The sequence below is a fragment of the Bradyrhizobium sp. KZN70725 genome (assembly GCF_055264925.1).
In genome coordinates this window covers 15218-31183 of the sequence record NZ_JBUYWT010000076.1, presented here as the reverse complement: position 1 = coordinate 31183, position 15966 = coordinate 15218, and the positions used below count along the sequence as shown (strand labels likewise).

Annotated in this window: 16 protein-coding genes; 5 read left to right on the top strand and 11 right to left on the bottom strand. The window is 65.7% G+C overall.

Annotated features, from left to right (window positions below):
- Positions 1 to 203: 203 nt before the first annotated feature.
- On the top strand, positions 204 to 1163 hold the full coding sequence (locus ACZBJS_RS38140) for a DnaJ C-terminal domain-containing protein (RefSeq protein WP_253624181.1): 960 nt from the start codon (positions 204 to 206) through the stop codon (positions 1161 to 1163).
- Positions 1164 to 1548: 385 nt separating this feature from the next.
- Here ACZBJS_RS38140 and ACZBJS_RS38135 read toward each other — a convergent pair whose 3' ends face one another.
- Positions 1549 to 2313 (bottom strand): anti-sigma factor family protein, encoded by a 765-nt coding sequence (locus ACZBJS_RS38135; protein WP_076828982.1) that lies wholly within the window; start codon positions 2311 to 2313, stop codon positions 1549 to 1551.
- A 67-nt stretch (positions 2314 to 2380) separates the two neighbouring features.
- On the bottom strand, positions 2381 to 2869 hold the full coding sequence (locus ACZBJS_RS38130) for a sigma-70 family RNA polymerase sigma factor (protein WP_016844579.1): 489 nt from the start codon (positions 2867 to 2869) through the stop codon (positions 2381 to 2383).
- A gap of 226 nt (positions 2870 to 3095) precedes the next feature.
- Here ACZBJS_RS38130 and ACZBJS_RS38125 point away from each other — a divergent pair, with 226 nt between their 5' ends.
- The 3 genes from ACZBJS_RS38125 to ACZBJS_RS38115 all read left to right on the top strand — a co-directional run bounded on the left by ACZBJS_RS38125 (position 3096) and on the right by ACZBJS_RS38115 (position 6171).
- Positions 3096 to 3695 carry a histidine phosphatase family protein gene (locus ACZBJS_RS38125; protein ID WP_076828980.1) on the top strand — a complete coding sequence of 200 codons (600 nt, stop codon included), beginning with the start codon at positions 3096 to 3098 and terminating at the stop codon, positions 3693 to 3695.
- A gap of 149 nt (positions 3696 to 3844) precedes the next feature.
- Positions 3845 to 4933, top strand: coding sequence for a chorismate synthase (aroC, locus tag ACZBJS_RS38120; RefSeq protein ID WP_057015211.1), 1089 nt, complete (start codon positions 3845 to 3847; stop codon positions 4931 to 4933).
- A 44-nt stretch (positions 4934 to 4977) separates the two neighbouring features.
- On the top strand, positions 4978 to 6171 hold the full coding sequence (locus ACZBJS_RS38115) for an adenylate/guanylate cyclase domain-containing protein (protein ID WP_057015212.1): 1194 nt from the start codon (positions 4978 to 4980) through the stop codon (positions 6169 to 6171).
- Positions 6172 to 6268: 97 nt separating this feature from the next.
- Here ACZBJS_RS38115 and ACZBJS_RS38110 read toward each other — a convergent pair whose 3' ends face one another.
- On the bottom strand, positions 6269 to 7033 hold the full coding sequence (locus ACZBJS_RS38110) for a hypothetical protein (protein WP_233475576.1): 765 nt from the start codon (positions 7031 to 7033) through the stop codon (positions 6269 to 6271).
- A gap of 90 nt (positions 7034 to 7123) precedes the next feature.
- Entirely contained in the window at positions 7124 to 7429 is a 306-nt protein-coding gene (gene clpS / locus ACZBJS_RS38105; RefSeq protein WP_021076758.1) for an ATP-dependent Clp protease adapter ClpS, read from the bottom strand.
- 233 nt (positions 7430 to 7662) lie between these two features.
- Between clpS and ACZBJS_RS38100 the strand changes: the two genes are divergently transcribed.
- Positions 7663 to 8514: a DUF1194 domain-containing protein gene (locus ACZBJS_RS38100; protein WP_057015213.1), complete on the top strand. Its 852-nt coding sequence runs from the start codon at positions 7663 to 7665 to the stop codon at positions 8512 to 8514.
- Positions 8515 to 8618: 104 nt separating this feature from the next.
- On the opposite strand, the gene ACZBJS_RS38095 is transcribed toward ACZBJS_RS38100, so the two are convergent.
- The 7 genes from ACZBJS_RS38095 to ACZBJS_RS38065 form a co-directional block, all read right to left on the bottom strand.
- Positions 8619 to 9452, bottom strand: coding sequence for a nucleotidyltransferase domain-containing protein (locus ACZBJS_RS38095; RefSeq protein ID WP_463439999.1), 834 nt, complete (start codon positions 9450 to 9452; stop codon positions 8619 to 8621).
- A 54-nt stretch (positions 9453 to 9506) separates the two neighbouring features.
- Positions 9507 to 10748, bottom strand: a complete 1242-nt coding sequence (locus ACZBJS_RS38090) for a class I SAM-dependent RNA methyltransferase (RefSeq protein WP_057015215.1) — start codon at positions 10746 to 10748, stop codon at positions 9507 to 9509.
- A complete protein-coding gene (locus tag ACZBJS_RS38085) occupies positions 10741 to 11502 on the bottom strand; it encodes a TlyA family RNA methyltransferase (RefSeq protein WP_057015216.1) in 762 nt (253 codons plus the stop codon). Before ACZBJS_RS38085 ends, ACZBJS_RS38090 begins: the two co-directional genes overlap by 8 nt.
- Positions 11499 to 12062 carry a nucleoside 2-deoxyribosyltransferase gene (locus ACZBJS_RS38080; protein ID WP_057015217.1) on the bottom strand — a complete coding sequence of 188 codons (564 nt, stop codon included), beginning with the start codon at positions 12060 to 12062 and terminating at the stop codon, positions 11499 to 11501. The genes ACZBJS_RS38085 and ACZBJS_RS38080 overlap by 4 nt, the downstream gene beginning before the upstream one ends.
- A gap of 99 nt (positions 12063 to 12161) precedes the next feature.
- Positions 12162 to 14090 carry a 1-deoxy-D-xylulose-5-phosphate synthase gene (gene dxs / locus ACZBJS_RS38075; RefSeq protein WP_050387827.1) on the bottom strand — a complete coding sequence of 643 codons (1929 nt, stop codon included), beginning with the start codon at positions 14088 to 14090 and terminating at the stop codon, positions 12162 to 12164.
- Between the two features lie 545 nt (positions 14091 to 14635).
- Positions 14636 to 14887, bottom strand: a complete 252-nt coding sequence (locus ACZBJS_RS38070; RefSeq protein WP_028334494.1) for an exodeoxyribonuclease VII small subunit — start codon at positions 14885 to 14887, stop codon at positions 14636 to 14638.
- A 127-nt stretch (positions 14888 to 15014) separates the two neighbouring features.
- On the bottom strand, positions 15015 to 15941 hold the full coding sequence (locus ACZBJS_RS38065; protein ID WP_463439998.1) for a histone deacetylase family protein: 927 nt from the start codon (positions 15939 to 15941) through the stop codon (positions 15015 to 15017).
- Positions 15942 to 15966: the final 25 nt, after the last annotated feature.

Sequence of the window (15966 nt, the reverse complement as noted above, 5' to 3'; positions counted from 1 at the left end):
TCGCGCCCGTATCAATTGGATGTTCACAACGGACAAAGCTCGCACCAAACTGGGGCGCGCCTATCCAGGCATACCCAAAGAGTCAAAATCACTGTGACGAGCTACTAGTTGCAAAAATGCCACTGAGCCCCCACATCAAGGTAAAGTGGGCCCGGACGGGTTCCCGGCCAGGACTGATTTTTCCCGTGAAGGAGACGTGACGGATGCGCGACCCCTATGAGGTCTTGGGGGTGCAGCGGAGCGCCAGCGCTGCGACGATCAAGAGCGCCTATCGCAAGCTCGCCAAGAAGCATCACCCTGATAACAACAAGAACGACCCGAAGGCGGCGGCCCGCTTTGCGGAGATCAACACGGCCAACGAGATCGTCGGCGACGAGGACAAGCGCAAGCAGTTCGACCGCGGCGAGATCGATGCCGAAGGCAAGCCGCGCTTCCAGGGTTTCCCTGGCGGCAGCGGTGCCGGCGGCCGTGCCGGTCCGGGCGGCTTCGAGTACAGTTTCCGCTCCGGGCCCGGCGGCGGCATGGGCGGCGGCAGCTTCGAGGACATCCTCAACAGCATGTTTGGCAATGCGGCTCGCGGAGGCGGCAGCCGCGCGGGCCGGGCCAGTCCGTTCGAGTTTGACGGCGGCGGGGTCGGCGTCGACCTCGATCTTTCGGTCGCTATGACGGTGTCGCTGGAGGAATCGGTCAGGGGCGGCGACAAGCGCGTCCGCCTGCCGACCGGCCGCGAGCTCAACGTCAAGATTCCGCCCGGGGTTGCTGCGGGTCAGCAGATCCGGCTGAAGGGGCAGGGCGAGACCGCGCAAGGCCATCCGCCCGGCGATCTCCTGATCACGATCTCGGTCGCGCCGCACCCGTTCTTCAAGGTCGACGGCAACGACCTCAGGATCGACCTGCCCATCACCCTCTACGAGGCGGTGCTGGGCGGCAAGGTCCGCGTGCCGACGCTCGGCAGCGCGGTCGAACTGTCGATCCCGAAGAACACCTCGAGCGGCCGTACCTTCCGCCTCAAGGCCAAGGGGCTGTCGAAGGCGGGCGCGACCGGCGACCTCTATGTCACGACCCGCATCATCCTTCCCGACGGGAACGATGCCGAGCTTGAGGCATTGATGCAGACATGGCGGGATCAAAAACCCTACAATCCGCGTAGCGATCTCGGCTGACCGCCGATAACGCGCCCCAAAAGACGCGAAGACGCGAAACTGCACTACCCCGGACTCTATCGGGGTAGACGCGGGCATCGTGAGCGCGTCACAAAGGATGACGGGCCGTCCGAGGTCTGCGGCGTGCAGACCGGATGACGGAAAAGGAGTGCGGCCTCGAGAGGGGGACCAGCGCGGTACACAAAACCCCAATCGAGGCCGCGTGCGCCGATCGGCGGATCGGGCGCGGATCATCTTCGCGTGAGCATCCGGTGCGATAATGAGACGCGTCGATGACGCGAATCGAAGTTTTCGATGTCGGAATTGGGACGCTGAGTGAGGCTGGATTCACTTGCTCGAAATGACGCAATTTCGACGACCTGATCTTCCGTAAAATTACGGAAGATCACCCGCCGCTCTTCTCCATCTGATCGTAGACGGCCTGCGCGACCTGGGTCAGGCGCGTGCGATCGGTGCCGCCGCTGACGACATAGGCGACGCCCCGATCGGCCCAGAACAGCGCGCCGTCGCTGCCCTGCACGGCGTAGCGCATCTGGGTCGCCTCGGTCTTCACCTTGGCGGTATAGACCGTGAACCGCTCACCCGACGTGCTCTCATACATCAGGAACGACGCCGGGCCGCTCGGTCCGGGCAGCAGGCGGCCGCCGACCAGCTTCAGCCCGGTCAGCTCCGGCGCGCGGACGTCCCAGCCGCAGCGCTTGGTCAGCCATTGCTGCAGGTGGTCGCGCTCGCTGCCGGGCACCTCGACGGGATGCCGGACCTCGACCACGTAGAGCCGATGCGCATCGAGTGCATCGACCGTGAAGCTCTGGAATGCCGACGGCGTCGCCGCCGCTCCGCGCGCGATCCAGCCGGCGCCGCCACCGGCGACGAAGGCCATGACCGTCGCCGCCACCGCGCCATAGACCCAGCGGCGCGGCTGGCGCACCAGCCGCTCGAGCTCGAGCCGTTTCGGCACCGCCTCGTCCAGCACGGTGTCGTAGCGTGCATGCAGTGTCTCGGCCATCGCACGCCATGACTGCACCCGCGCCGCGTCGTCGGGATGCGCGGCAAGCCACGCCTCGACATCGCCGCGGCGTTCGGCTGGCAGCTCGTTGTCGACGTAAGCGTGCAACTCGTCTTCGGTGACGGGAATGTTCGAGTCGGTCATATCAGTCGTCTCTGCCAAATCTTGTTCGAAAATCGTTCATGCATAACGCCGGCCATCGCGCACATTATCATTTCACCCGCCGGAGCGCCGGGCGCTGGCCCTCGATCGAGGCCCGGACATGGGCGCGTGCGCGGGCGAGGCGGGACATCACCGTGCCGATCGGCACGCCCTGGATATCGGCGACCTCGCGGTAGCTCATGCCCTCCAGCATGACGAGCAGCAGCACCGAGCGTTGTTCCTCGACCAGCGTCGACAGCGCGCGTTCGATGTCGCGTCCCTCGGCCTCGGTGCCGCTGGCGTCGGCATTGTTATCGAGCAGCGGCACGAACGCCGGCCGCCGCGCCAGCGAGCGCCGGCGGTTCTTGTTCAGATTGGTCAGGATCGTGTAGAGCCAGCTCCTGACGTCGCCGCCGAGAAACAGCCGCTCCGAGCGCAGCGCCCGCACCAGCGTGTCCTGCACCAGATCGTCGGCGATATCCGTGTCACGCGCCAGCGCGCGCGCATAGCGACGCAGCGCCGGTATCATGGCTTCGACACTTTGACGAAACGCGGTCATGCATCCCAGTCTTCGATGGTCTCGGCGATAGCCGCCTTGTCAACATAACACCCTGGCGGCGTGGCTATTCCGTCTGCGCCGATCTGCCCGCATACCGCCCAAGCTGCGGCCGATTTGGGCTTGTCGCCAGCCGAAGTGCTGGTGTACCTCCGAGCCGAAAAAATTCGAAGCGTGGAAGCCTTGAGGCGGCCGACCTCTCGCGCAGCAGGGACCAGCCGTTACGGGAATGCCGGTACCGACGATCTATTACATCCGCCACGGCGAGACCGCGTGGAACGCCGAAGGGCGGCTCCAGGGCGTGCAGGACGTCGCCCTCAATGAGCGCGGTCGCGCCCAGGCCGCGCATGCCGGGCGCATCCTCGGCGATCTCCTCGCGCGCGACCGCCGTGACAAGGCGACGCTGCCGTTCGTCGCAAGCCCGCTGATCCGGGCGCGTGCCACCATGGAGCTGGTGCGCGCCGAGCTCGGCCTGCCGCCGGGCGACTACGCGCTCGACGCGCGGCTGCGCGAGATCGGCTACGGGACGTGGGAGGGCTCGACCTTGGCGCAGGCGCAGGCTGCGGACCCCGCGCTGTATGCCCGCCGCCTGGCCGAGAAGTGGACGGTGTCGCCGTCCGGCGGCGAGAGCTATGTCGACGTGCAGGTGCGGATGACCGACTGGTACCGCTCGGTGACGTCGGACACGGTCGCGGTCGCCCATGGCGGTACGGCGCGGGCGCTGATGGTGGCGCTCGGCTTCGAGACGCCGGCCTCGGCCGCCGAACTCTATATCGAGCAGGGAGCGGTCTACGTATTCGGTGAGCAGGGGCTGCGGAAGCATAGTTAACTCGCACTGTCATTCCGGGGCACGAAGCGAACCTCAGAGGCGCAATTGCGCCCCGGGGAATCTCGAGATTCCGGGTTCGATGCTCCGCATCGCCCCGGAATGACAGCTTGGCTGTTTGACCCCGCTGCCTCTGCGCGTTACGACACGCCATGTCCTTCAATACTTTCGGTCATATGTTCCGCGTCACGACCTTCGGCGAGAGCCATGGGGTCGCGATCGGCTGCGTCGTGGACGGCTGCCCGCCGCTGATCCCCCTGACCGCGGAGGAGATCCAGCACGACCTCGACCGCCGCCGCCCCGGCCAGTCGCGCTTCACCACCCAGCGCCAGGAGCCGGATGCGGTCAAGATCCTGTCCGGCGTGATGGCGCATCCGGAAACCGGCGCGCAGGTGACGACCGGCACGCCGATCGCGCTGCTGATCGAGAACACCGACCAGCGCTCGAAGGATTATTCCGAGATCAAGGACAAGTTCCGGCCCGGCCATGCCGACTTCACCTATGAAGCGAAATACGGCCTGCGCGACTATCGCGGCGGCGGACGCTCCTCCGCGCGCGAGACCGCGACCCGCGTCGCGGCCGGTGCGATCGCGCGCAAGGTGCTGCCCGAGGTGAAGGTGCGCGGCGCGCTGGTGCAGATGGGGCCGCACAAGATCGACCGCGAGAAGTGGGACTGGGACGAGATTGCGAACAACCCGTTCTTCTGTCCCGACAAGGACAAGGCGGCGTTCTTCGAAAGCTATCTCGACGGCATCAGGAAGAGCGGCTCCTCGATCGGCGCCGTCATCGAGGTCGTCGCCGAGGGCGTGCCAGCCGGCCTCGGCGCGCCGATCTACGCCAAACTCGACAGCGACCTGGCGGCGGCGATGATGAGCATCAACGCGGTCAAGGGCGTCGAGATCGGCGCCGGCTTCGGCGCCGCCGAATTGTCGGGCGAGGAGAACGCCGACGAGATGCGGACCGGCAACAACGGAACGCGTTTCCTGTCCAACCATGCCGGCGGCGTCCTCGGCGGCATCTCGACCGGGCAGCCGGTGGTGGTGCGCTTTGCGGTCAAGCCGACGTCCTCGATCCTGACCACGCGCCGGACCGTGGACCGCAAGGGCGCGGATACCGACATCCTGACCAAGGGCCGCCACGACCCCTGCGTCGGCATCCGGGCGGTACCAGTCGGCGAGGCCATGATGGCCTGCGTGCTGGCCGATCATTTTCTGCGCGACCGCGGGCAGACCGGGCGCTGATCCCTTATATAGTGGCGGTCGCCAGACCGCCCTGGGGGAATGCCATGAACGCGTCGGAGCTTCGGGACATCATCGAATGGATGATCGGCGGCGCGCGGTCGGCGCCGACCCCGCCGCAGATGATGGCGGAATGCTGCGAGCGCCTGGTGCGGGCCGGCCTGCCGCTGTGGCGCATCGGCGTCTTCGTGCGCACGCTGCATCCGGAGATCTATGGCCGCCATTTCTTCTGGAAGCCCGGCGCCGAGGTCGAAACCGGCACCGTCGATCACAACATCCTGGACTCCCCGGAATTTGCCGTCAGCCCGCTGTCGACCGTGTTCAGGCAGGGTGTTGAAGTACGCGCGCGGCTCGACGATCCCGCAAGCGCCCGGTTTCCGATCGTCGTGGACCTGCAGGCCGAAGGCGTCACCGACTACATCGCCGTGCCGCTGGTCTATACCGACGGCTTCGTCAATGCCTCGAGCTGGACCACCAGGCAGCCGGGTGGCTTCACCGAGGAGCAACTCGATGCGATCCGGTCGATCACCGTGCCATTGGCGCGCTATATCGAGATCATCACCCTGCGCCGCACCGCCTCGCTCTTGCTCGACACCTATGTCGGCAACCGTGCCGGCGAGCGCATCATGGGCGGCCAGATCCGGCGCGGCCATGCCGATACGATGGATGCCGCGATCTGGCTGTCGGACCTGCGCGGCTTCACCGCGCTGTCGGACCGCTTGCCGGCCGAGACGGTGGTGGAAATCCTCAACCTCTACTTCGATTGCCAGGTCACCGCGATCCGCGACCATGGCGGCGAAGTGCTCAAATTCATGGGCGACGGCCTGCTCGCGGTGTTCCCGGTCGACGAATATCTCGGCGACGAGGTGCAGGTCTGCTCACGGGTGCTGGAAGCTGCGCGCGCGTCCCGCGCCGGCGTCGAGGCGCTGCAATTCGCCAATGGCGATGCCGTCGAACGCTTCCGCTTTGGCCTCGCGTTGCATCTCGGGCGCGTGCTCTACGGCAATATTGGCGGCGGCAACCGGCTCGACTTCACCTGCATCGGTCCGGCGGTCAATCTCGCCGCGCGGCTGGAGAAGATCGCCGGCCGTCTTGGCCGCACCGTGGTGGCCTCGGAGCGCTTCGCCGGCATCAGCGACGGCGGCTGGAGCGATCTCGGCGAGTTTCCTATCGCTGGATTTGCCAAGGCCGAACGGGTCTACGGCCTGTACGACGAGGCGCCGGTCGCTGCTGCGAGCTAAAGCATGATCCGGAAAAGTGCGAAGCGGTTTTCCGAAAAGATCATGCTCAAACAAAGAGCTAAGGCGCGATGACGATTCAACCTAATCTCATCGCGCCTTAGCCGCCGCGGGCGTAAGACTGCTTCAGGCCGAAGGTCAGGATCGACAGCGTGATCCACAGCCGCAGCATGGCGAAGCCGAAGATGAAGACGACGTAGACCAGGTTCTTGAGCGGCTGGCCCACCGTCGCGGTCTGCCAGAAGTGCCAGATCGCGGTGCGGACAAGCTCCTGACCGTAGCCCAGCGCGACGTTGATCGCACCGAGCACCAGCACCGCGGCGCCGAGCCACAGCGCATGCCGGCCCAGATCCTTGACGGCGGCAAACAGTGCGACACGGCCGCCATTGCCTTCCGCATTGACGATGATCAAGAGCACCAGCGCTGCGATCGCCGCACTCCAGAACCGGCCGAGATCGGAGTCCTGATCGAAGGCCATGCCGTCGAGGCCCCACATCAAATGCGGAGCAAACGACGTGAAGCCGACCGCGGCGGTGCCGACTGATGCCACGATCATCACGAGCATGATCCGCCACAGGATCGACGCCGACAGTCTGGTCTGCTCGGCCAGGGTCCATTCGCCGAGCGACGATTGGCCTCCGGCAGCCTGGATCGAGTCCCGCGCTGTCGCGAAGAAGGCGAGCAGCACGCAGATGTCGGCCAGCACCAGCGCGGGCAGCGTCAGGCCGGGCCTGCCGAAACCGACGATCCGCAGCGCCGCCGCCATGACGAGCCAGGGCAGAGCGGGCAGGGGGCGAAACGGCCCGAACGAGGTTTCTGGGCGGGTCTTCCGCAGTGAAAGCTGTTGGCGCAGTGCGACGGACATGCCGCGTTCATGCCATGCGATCCCTAAAGCACCGGTCGCCGCGATCGCTAAAATTCGCGGCAAGGCCTGTGGCAATCTGGCGCTGGCGCGCTATTCCTCGGGCTCGGTGGTGAACAGCAGCGGATAGCCCTTGGCGCGGCCGGCGTCGGTGGCGCGCGTCGCCTTGGTCTCGGCGACGTCCCTGGTGAAGACAGCGACGACGCAGACGCCGCGCTGGTGCGCCGTCAGCATCACCTTGTAGGCTTGGTCGTCGGTCATGCGGAATTCACCCTTCAGCACGGTGACGACGAATTCGCGCGGCGTGTAGTCGTCGTTGACCAGGATCACCTTGTGCAGGCGCGGCCGCTCGACCTTGGTCTTCGTCCTGGTTTTCGGCTTGACGACGGTATCTGGCATCGCACTCCCTCGCGATTGCCCCGTAAGAATACCGTCTTCAGGCGCGCCTTGGAACCGTTCGATTTGCACGGCGTCATTGCGGCAACGGCACGGCGCGCGTTGCCGCATTCGAGACAAACGAAGTTTGACTTGAGTGTGGACGTCTAACCTGAATGTGAAGGACAGCTGATATCTGCGCTTTTCGCCGCCTGAATTGCGTGTCACCATGACACTCATACGACGGGAGGGCCGCAATGCGCTGGTATGTCTCGATCGGAGCGGTGCTTGTCGCGGGCATGTTGGCCTGCGGCGATGTGGCCGGTGTTGCCGCGCCCGGCCCGGGAACCCAACCCGGCCATCGCCTGGCTGAAAAGGAATCCACACCGAGCGTCGACATCGAGTTGATCATCGCGGTCGACGTTTCCTATTCGATGGACATGGACGAGCTCGCGATCCAGCGCGAGGGCTATGCGCAGGCGATCGTCTCCAAGGATTTCCTGCAGGCGCTGAAGGCCGGTCCGAACGGCAAGATCTCGATCACCTATTTCGAATGGGCCGCCTCCAACGATCAGAAGATCATCATCCCCTGGCGGGTGATCGACGGCCCTGAATCCGCCGATGCGGTCGCCGCCGAGATCATGAAGACGCCGGTGCGCCGCGCCTCGCGCACCTCGATCTCCGGCGCGATCTATTTCGCGATCCCGATGTTCGACGAGAATCCGCATCGCGGGCTGCGCCGCGTGATCGATATTTCCGGCGACGGGCCCAACAACAACGGCACGCCGATCACGCCCGCGCGCGATGCGGCGCTCGACAAGGGCATCGTCATCAACGGTCTGCCGATCATGGTGAAGGAACCGTCCTACTCGACGATGGATATCGAGAATCTCGACTATTACTACGAGGACTGCGTGATCGGCGGACCGGGCTCCTTCGTGGTGACGATCAAGGATCGTGAGAAGTTCAAGGAGGCGATCCGCACCAAGCTGCTGCTCGAAGTTGCCGGCCGCACCCCCGAGCGCCCCATCATGCGGACCGCCGAGAAGGAGCCGCGGGTCAATTGCCTGATCGGCGAGAAGATCTGGCAGGACCGCTGGGGGCGGTAGCGATCATGTGGACCTCGTAGGATGGGTAGAGCGCAGCGAAACCCATCAATTCATGTCTATGGCGCGAATGATGGATTTCGCTGCGCTCTACCCATCCTACGGTTCTAACTCGCCCTACAGATCTTCTGGAGCTCACTCTCTATCGCGCGCAGCATCTGCAACGCGGCGGCATGCTCGGTCGCGCCGATCTGCCGCCAGACCTCCGCGGCGCGGCCAGCGAGGCCGCGAACCGTCACCGGAAAATTCGCGGCCTGCGCCAGCGCGCCTTTTTCGTTGATCAGATATTGCCCGTGCAGCGCAAACAGCACCTGTGCGATGCAGGCCAGCGCGCGATAGGCGCAGCCCGCGACATGCGTGCTGTCGCCGCGCGGCAGAGCAAGCTCGGCATTCTCGATGCTGAACAGGATTTCCCATTGAAAGCGCCGGATCAGCGCATCGCGCAGGGCCGGCGGGTAGGGCACAGTCCTCGCCTTCAGCGCCGCGACGAGGCCGTCGGGATCGTGCAGCTGATGGCACAGCGCGACCTCGCCCATCCAGATCGCCGAGCAGAAGCCGTGCGGATGGCCCGGCTGGTAGTGCATGCTGATCTCGCCGTTCCGGCAAGCATCGATGACAGCAGAGACCTGATCGGTGCTGCGGTAGAGCAGGTCGACCTTGCGGCCGCCGATCGTGAGCCAGGCACCGCCGACGATCCACGGTCCCCATTCGCCGACCGGCGTGACATGCGCAGCGGCGGGGTCGTCGACCAGACCCGTTACAGCTTCGCGCAGCCGATCGATATCCGGCGCGGCGCCATCCCGATAGTAGAGGCCGATATCGGTGTCGGAGGTGTCATGCGCCGTGCCGCGCGCCCGCGAGCCGCCGAGTACGATGGCGGCGACGCCCGGTACGGCGGCGATAACGGGGATGATGCGTGCGAGCAGCGGATCGTCGGACATGGAGTGCAGACTATAGCGAGACTTCCGGCGCTCAGCGATAGTCTCTGCGTCCTGTCAGCGCGCGAACCGCGCCACCAGCTCGACATGCGCCGTGTGGCGGAACTGATCGACCGGTGTGACGGCTGCGATCTTGTAGCCGCCGTCGATCAGGATTTTCGCGTCGCGCGCAAACGTCGCGGCGTTGCAGGACACCGCGACGATCACCGGCACCTTGCTCGCCGCCAGCTGGGTGACCTGCGCCTGCGCGCCCTGGCGGGGCGGGTCGAACACGACGGCGTCATAGTCGCGCAACTCCTGCGGCATCAGGGGACGGCGGAACAGGTCGCGCGCCTCGGCCTTGAGTGGCTTCAGCCCCGGCGTCGATTGCGCGGCCTTCTGCAGCGCGGTGATCGCACCCGTGTCGCTGTCGAAGGCGGCGATCCGCGCCTTCTCCGCGAGGCGCAGCGCAAACGGACCGACGCCGCAAAACAGGTCGGCGATATGCTTGGCGCGTCCGCAATGCTCGCGAACCAGCGCGGCCAGCGTCTCCTCGCCCTTGACGGTCGCCTGCAGGAACGAGCCGGGCGGCAGCACGACCTTCGCCTTTCCGATCGCAATCTCGGGAGAGGCACGCTGCAGCACCAGCTCGCCGTGGCGTGTCAGCCGCGCCAGCCGGTGCTTCTCCGCAACGCGCGACAAAGTGGTGATCAGGCTGGTCGGCAGCGCGCCGGAACCGCGCACGTCGATGTCGAGTCCGTTGACGGTTGCGGTGACCTGGATGTCGAGCGGCTTGCCGATCGCGATCAGCGGCTCGGCGGTGGCCCAGGCCGCCTCGATCGCGCCGTCGAGCGCAGGATCGAGGATCGGGCAGCGATCGACCGGGATGATGTCGTGCGAACCTGCCGCGGCGTAGCCGACCTTGAGGACGTCATGGGTGCCCATGCGCCCGTGCAGCGTGATGCGGCGACGGCCCGCGCCATGGGCATCGATCAGCGCTGCGACGTCCGCCGCAATCTTCGCCTGCGCCAGCGTCTCGACCACGATGTTGCGCTTCCAGGCGTGGTAGGGCGCATCGTTCCAGTGCTGGATCGCGCAGCCGCCGCAGACGCCGAAATGCGGACAGAACGGCGCGATGCGCTCGGGGCTTTCCTGCGCGATCCGCAGCAGCCGCCGCCGGTCGGGATGATTGCCCGGGACGTCGTCGACCTCGACCGTTTCGCCGGCCAGCGCATAAGGCACAAAGATCGATTGCGATCCCTCGATCGCGACGCCGTCGCCGCGGTGGCCGACATGGTCAATGGTGAGAAGCTCAGCCACGGCGCGCGCCGAGGAAGAATTCGATATTGCCGTCGCCGCCCGGGATCGAGGACGGGAACACCTGGATGTCGGTGCAGCCCAGCGAGGCGGCAAAGGCGGCGATGTCGTCGCAGATCTCCTGGTGCACCATCGCGTTGCGGATCACGCCGCGCTTGGAGTGTTTGCGCGCCGCCTCGAATTGCGGCTTGATCAGCGCCAAGAGATGCATCGGGGCGGCCGCCAGCGACAGCGCAACCGGCAGCACCAGCTTCAGCGAGATGAAGCTGACGTCGATCACCACGATGTCGGGCCGCGCCGGCAGGCGCTTGCCCTCGAAACTCCTGATGTCGGTCGCCTCCATGGAGACGATTTTCGGATGCCCCTGCAGCGAGGGATGCAGCTGGCCGTGGCCGACATCGATGGCGAACACGAGGCTCGCGCCATTGGCGAGCAGCACTTCGGTGAAGCCGCCGGTCGAGGCGCCGACATCGAGGCAGACATGGCCCTCGACGTCGATCGGATAGTGCTCGAGCGCGCCGGCGAGCTTGACGCCGCCGCGCGAGACATAGGGATGCGCCGGCTCGGCCGAGAGGGCCGCGCCCGGTGCGACGATCTCGGACGCCTTCGCGATCTGCCTGCCGTCGGCGGTGACGAGGCCGGCGTCGATGGCGGCGCGCGCTCGCGCCCGGCTTTCGAACAGGCCGCGTTCCACCAGCAGCACGTCGATGCGTTTGCCGGCGGATGCGTCGTTGTCGTTGTCGCCCGCTCTGGTCACTTCGCCGCCTGCCGGCGCTGCGCGGCAGCGAGCCGCACGCAGGCCTCGAAGGAGGTGAGGTCGTGCCATAGGTCGGCCGACGGCTCGCGCGGGGTCACCAGCGGGCTGCCGTGCAGGTCGAGCGCGTGCATCATCATCAGATTGTCCGGCAATCCAAACTCTTCCACCGTCAGCCCCTCCGCATCGATCAGGCGTCCGTCGGATGCCGGCACGACCTGGCTGAGCCGCGCCACGCGATTGGCGTAGGACGTGGGATCGTTGGAATAGGCGAGGCACAGTTTGCCGCGTCCCGCCATGTAGCCGAGTTCGTAAACCGTGCCTGCGTCGGCACTGGGGCCGCGAAACGGCGTCAAGTTGGCGATGATGGCGTCGGCAGACTCCATCATCGCCTCGTTGCTCTTGAAGATGGTGAGCGAGACGCCGGCGGCGGTGGGATCGATGCTGTTGTCGAGCGGATACAGCCCGGTCAGCCCGTGATAGGCGCAAACCTCCGCCTTGCGGCGGCCGATCTCCACGGCATCCGGCAGGAACACGTCAGGACCTGCCAGATAGATCTTCATGGACTTGCCGGGGCTGGTGCGTTTTCGAGCGACAACCTGGAGCTTCGGTTCTGATTCAATCAGAACCGAAAATGCTCCAGTGAGCGCCGCCCGTCACGATCAGGCGAGCTTGACGGTCTCGGCCTTGTAGTCCTTGCCGAGGGTTTCGAACACCTTGGCAACGATGCTCTTGGCGTCGAGACCGGCGCGGGCATACATCGCCGCCGGCGTGTCGTGGTCGAGGAACACGTCGGGCAGGATCATCGAGCGGAACTTGAGCATGCCGCTGTCGAGCATGGCGTTGTCCGACAGGAACTGCATGACATGCGAGCCAAAGCCGCCGATCGAGCCTTCCTCGATCGTGATCAGGATCTCATGGTCGCGGGCGAGCTTCATGATCATCTCTTCGTCGAGCGGCTTCATGAAGCGCGCGTCGGCGATCGTGGCGGAAAGGCCGTGCGCGGCGAGCTCGTCGGCCGCCTTCTCGCACTCGGCGAGACGGGTGCCGAACGACAGCAGCGCGACCTTCTTGCCCTCACGGATGATGCGGCCCTTGCCGACCTCGAGGGCAACGCCGACTTCCGGCATCTCGATGCCGCGGCCTTCGCCGCGCGGATAGCGCAGCGCGCTCGGACGATCGTTGATCGCAACCTGCGTCGCCACCATGTGGACCAGTTCCGCCTCGTCGGCGGCGGCCATGATCACCATGTTCGGCAGACAGCCGAGATACGCATTGTCGAACGAACCCGCGTGCGTCGCGCCGTCGGCGCCGACCAGGCCGGCGCGGTCGATCGCGAAGCGGACCGGAAGGCTCTGGATCGCGACGTCATGGACCACTTGGTCATAGCCGCGCTGCAGGAAGGTCGAATAGATCGCGCAGAACGGCTTGTAGCCTTCGGTGGCGAGGCCGGCGGCGAAGGTCACCGCGTGCTGTTCGGCAATGCCGACGTCGAAGGTGCGGTCCGGGAACGCCTTGTTGAAAATATCGACGCCGGTGCCTGACGGCATCGCCGCGGTGATGGCGACGATCTTGTCGTCCTTCTCGGCTTCCTTGACGAGGCTCTGGCCGAACACGTTCTGGTAGGCCGGCGCATTCGGCTTGGCCTTGGCCTGGGTGCCGGTCGCGACGTCGAACTTGACCACGGCGTGGTACTTGTCGGCGGAGGCTTCGGCCGGGCCGTAGCCCTTGCCCTTCTGGGTCACGACGTGAACCAGGATCGGGCCGGTCTCCATGTCGCGGACGTTCTTCAGCACCGGCAGCAGATGGTCGAGATTGTGACCGTCGATCGGGCCGACATAGTAGAAGCCGAGTTCCTCGAACAGCGTGCCGCCGTCCATCATGAAGCCGCGGGAATATTCCTCGACGCGGTTGGCGCGGTTGGCGAGGATCTTCGGCAGGCGCTTGTTGATCTGCTTGGCGGCCTCGCGCAGCGAGCGGTAGGTCTTGCCGGAGTAGAGGCGCGACAGATAGGCGCTCATCGCGCCGACGGGCGGCGCGATCGACATGTCGTTGTCGTTGAGGATCACGATCAGGCGCGAGTTCATCGCGCCGGCGTTGTTCATCGCCTCATAGGCCATGCCCGCCGACATCGCGCCGTCACCGATCACGGCGATAACGTTGTTCTTGCCGCCGGAGAGATCGCGCGCCACGGCCATGCCGAGGCCGGCCGAGATCGAGGTCGAGGAGTGCGCGGCGCCGAACGGATCGTAGTCGCTTTCGGTGCGCTTGGTGAAGCCGGAGAGGCCGCCGCCGGTGCGTAGCGTGCGGATGCGGTCGCGGCGTCCGGTCAGGATCTTGTGCGGGTAGGCCTGGTGGCCGACGTCCCAGATCAGGCGGTCGCGCGGGGTGTCGAAGATGTAGTGGATGGCGGTGGTCAGTTCGACCACGCCGAGGCCGGCGCCGAAATGGCCGCCGGTCACCGACACCGCGTCGATGGTTTCCTGGCGCAGCTCGTCGGCAACCTGCTGCACCTGCTCGACCTTCAGCTTGCGCAGGTCATCCGGCGTGTGAATAGTGTCAAGAAGCGGCGTCTTACTAAATGTGGTCACAGCGAATTTCCAATTTTTGCCTGTCGGAACGAACCGCCCGACGCGAGATGGGATGGCGCGCACACCGCGCAGCGAATGCCAGACACTGGGTGCCGCCCCCGGCAGGCCGGTGCCTGGTTGTAAGCCTAGATTCACTCCGGATTGGACCACGTGATATGCATCACCTTGGTCGCTCTTCACCCGTCCCGGTTCAGTTTTGTCGAACCATTTGAGATGCATGCCGCCCGAAAAGTCGGGCTGCCCGCCACTCTCAAATGCCCATAGAACTGGAAGCATTACACCAAAGCCGCAGCCAAAGCCAACCCGATAGGGGCCGCAAGGTTCCTATGCGGCGCGCCGAAAAACCTAGTCTTTTCAATAGTCGGGTGGGAGCTGGGTTCCAATTCGCCTAATTTGGCGGCAGCCGGCCGGGCCGGCTCGGCCTGATTCGCAGCCGTACCCGACCCCGCGGGTAGCCCCGGAGGTTTACGGGTGGCTGGAAATGCACAGCAACAATTGCCCGCCGTGGCGGACATCGCGCCGCACGATCGACGTGGTCGGTAGCGCTACTGCACGTCGAGCGGCTCGGTGCCGGTCGGCTGGCCCGAGGCGTCGGTGGTGATCTTGTCGACGCGGGCTTCGGCCTGACGCAGCAATTCCTCGCAGCGCCGCTTCAGCGCCTCGCCGCGCTCGTAGATCGCGACCGATTCCTCAAGCGGGACCTTGCCGTCCTCGAGCCGCTTGACGATCGATTCGAGTTCCTCGATCGCGCGTTCAAAGGAGAGCTTCTTCACGTCGGCTTGGGTATTCTCGGCCATTCTTGCGTTCCCGATTGCGTGGATCAGATCGCAACCTGATCTTGTCGTCCAAACATGACCTGTCGCAGGCCATGCTCGCCCCGGCGCAGAATCAATCGAATTTTTGCGGGCGTATTGTGGCGGGGATTTACCCGTCCATCAATGCGGTGACGTGAGATGCCACCGACTCTTTCAGGCCCTGCAGGTCGTAGCCGCCTTCCAGGACGGAGACGACGCGGCCGCCGGCGCTCTTGTTGGCGAGATCCATCAGCTTGCGCGTGACCCAGCCGAAATCCTCGCCCGTCAGGTTGATCGAGGCCAAGGGATCGCGGTGATGCGCGTCGAAGCCCGCCGAAATGACGATAAGTTCGGGGGAGAACTTCTCCAGCTGCGGCAGGATCAGGTTCTCGAAAGCGGAGCGGAACTTGGCGCCGCCGTCGCCGGGCGCCAGCGGCGCGTTGACGACAGTGTCGTGCTCGCCACGCTCGCCGGCGGCCCCAGTGCCGGGGAACAGCGGCATCTGGTGCGTCGAGCAATACATCACGGTCGGGTCGGCCCAGAAGATATCCTGCGTGCCGTTGCCGTGATGGACGTCGAAATCGATGATTGCGGCGCGCTTGATGCCGTATTTGCGCTGCGCGTGACGGGCAGCGATCGCGGCATTGTCGAAGAAGCAGAAGCCCATCGGCGTCGATTTCTCGGCGTGGTGACCGGGCGGGCGCACCGCGACGAACGCGTTTTGATGCTTGCCCTCCATCACCGCATCGGCGGCGGCCACCGCGCCGCCGACGCCGCGCATCACCGCTTCCCAGGTGCCCGGCGACATCGAGGTGTCGCCGTCGATATAGATCATGCCGGAGGTCGGCGCGATGTGGCGGAGTTCGCCGACATAGTGCTCACCGTGACAGAGCAGCACGGTGTCGAGGTCGCCTTCCGGCGCGGAATCGCGCACCAGCGCCTTGAAGCGATCCTCGCCGAGCACCTCGGCGACCGCCCGCAGCCGGTCGGGGCGTTCGGGATGTCCGGGAGGGGTCAGGTGGTCGAGACAGGCGGAATGCGTCAGAAGCAGTGTCATGCAGATTCCGGGCGCAATCGATGCG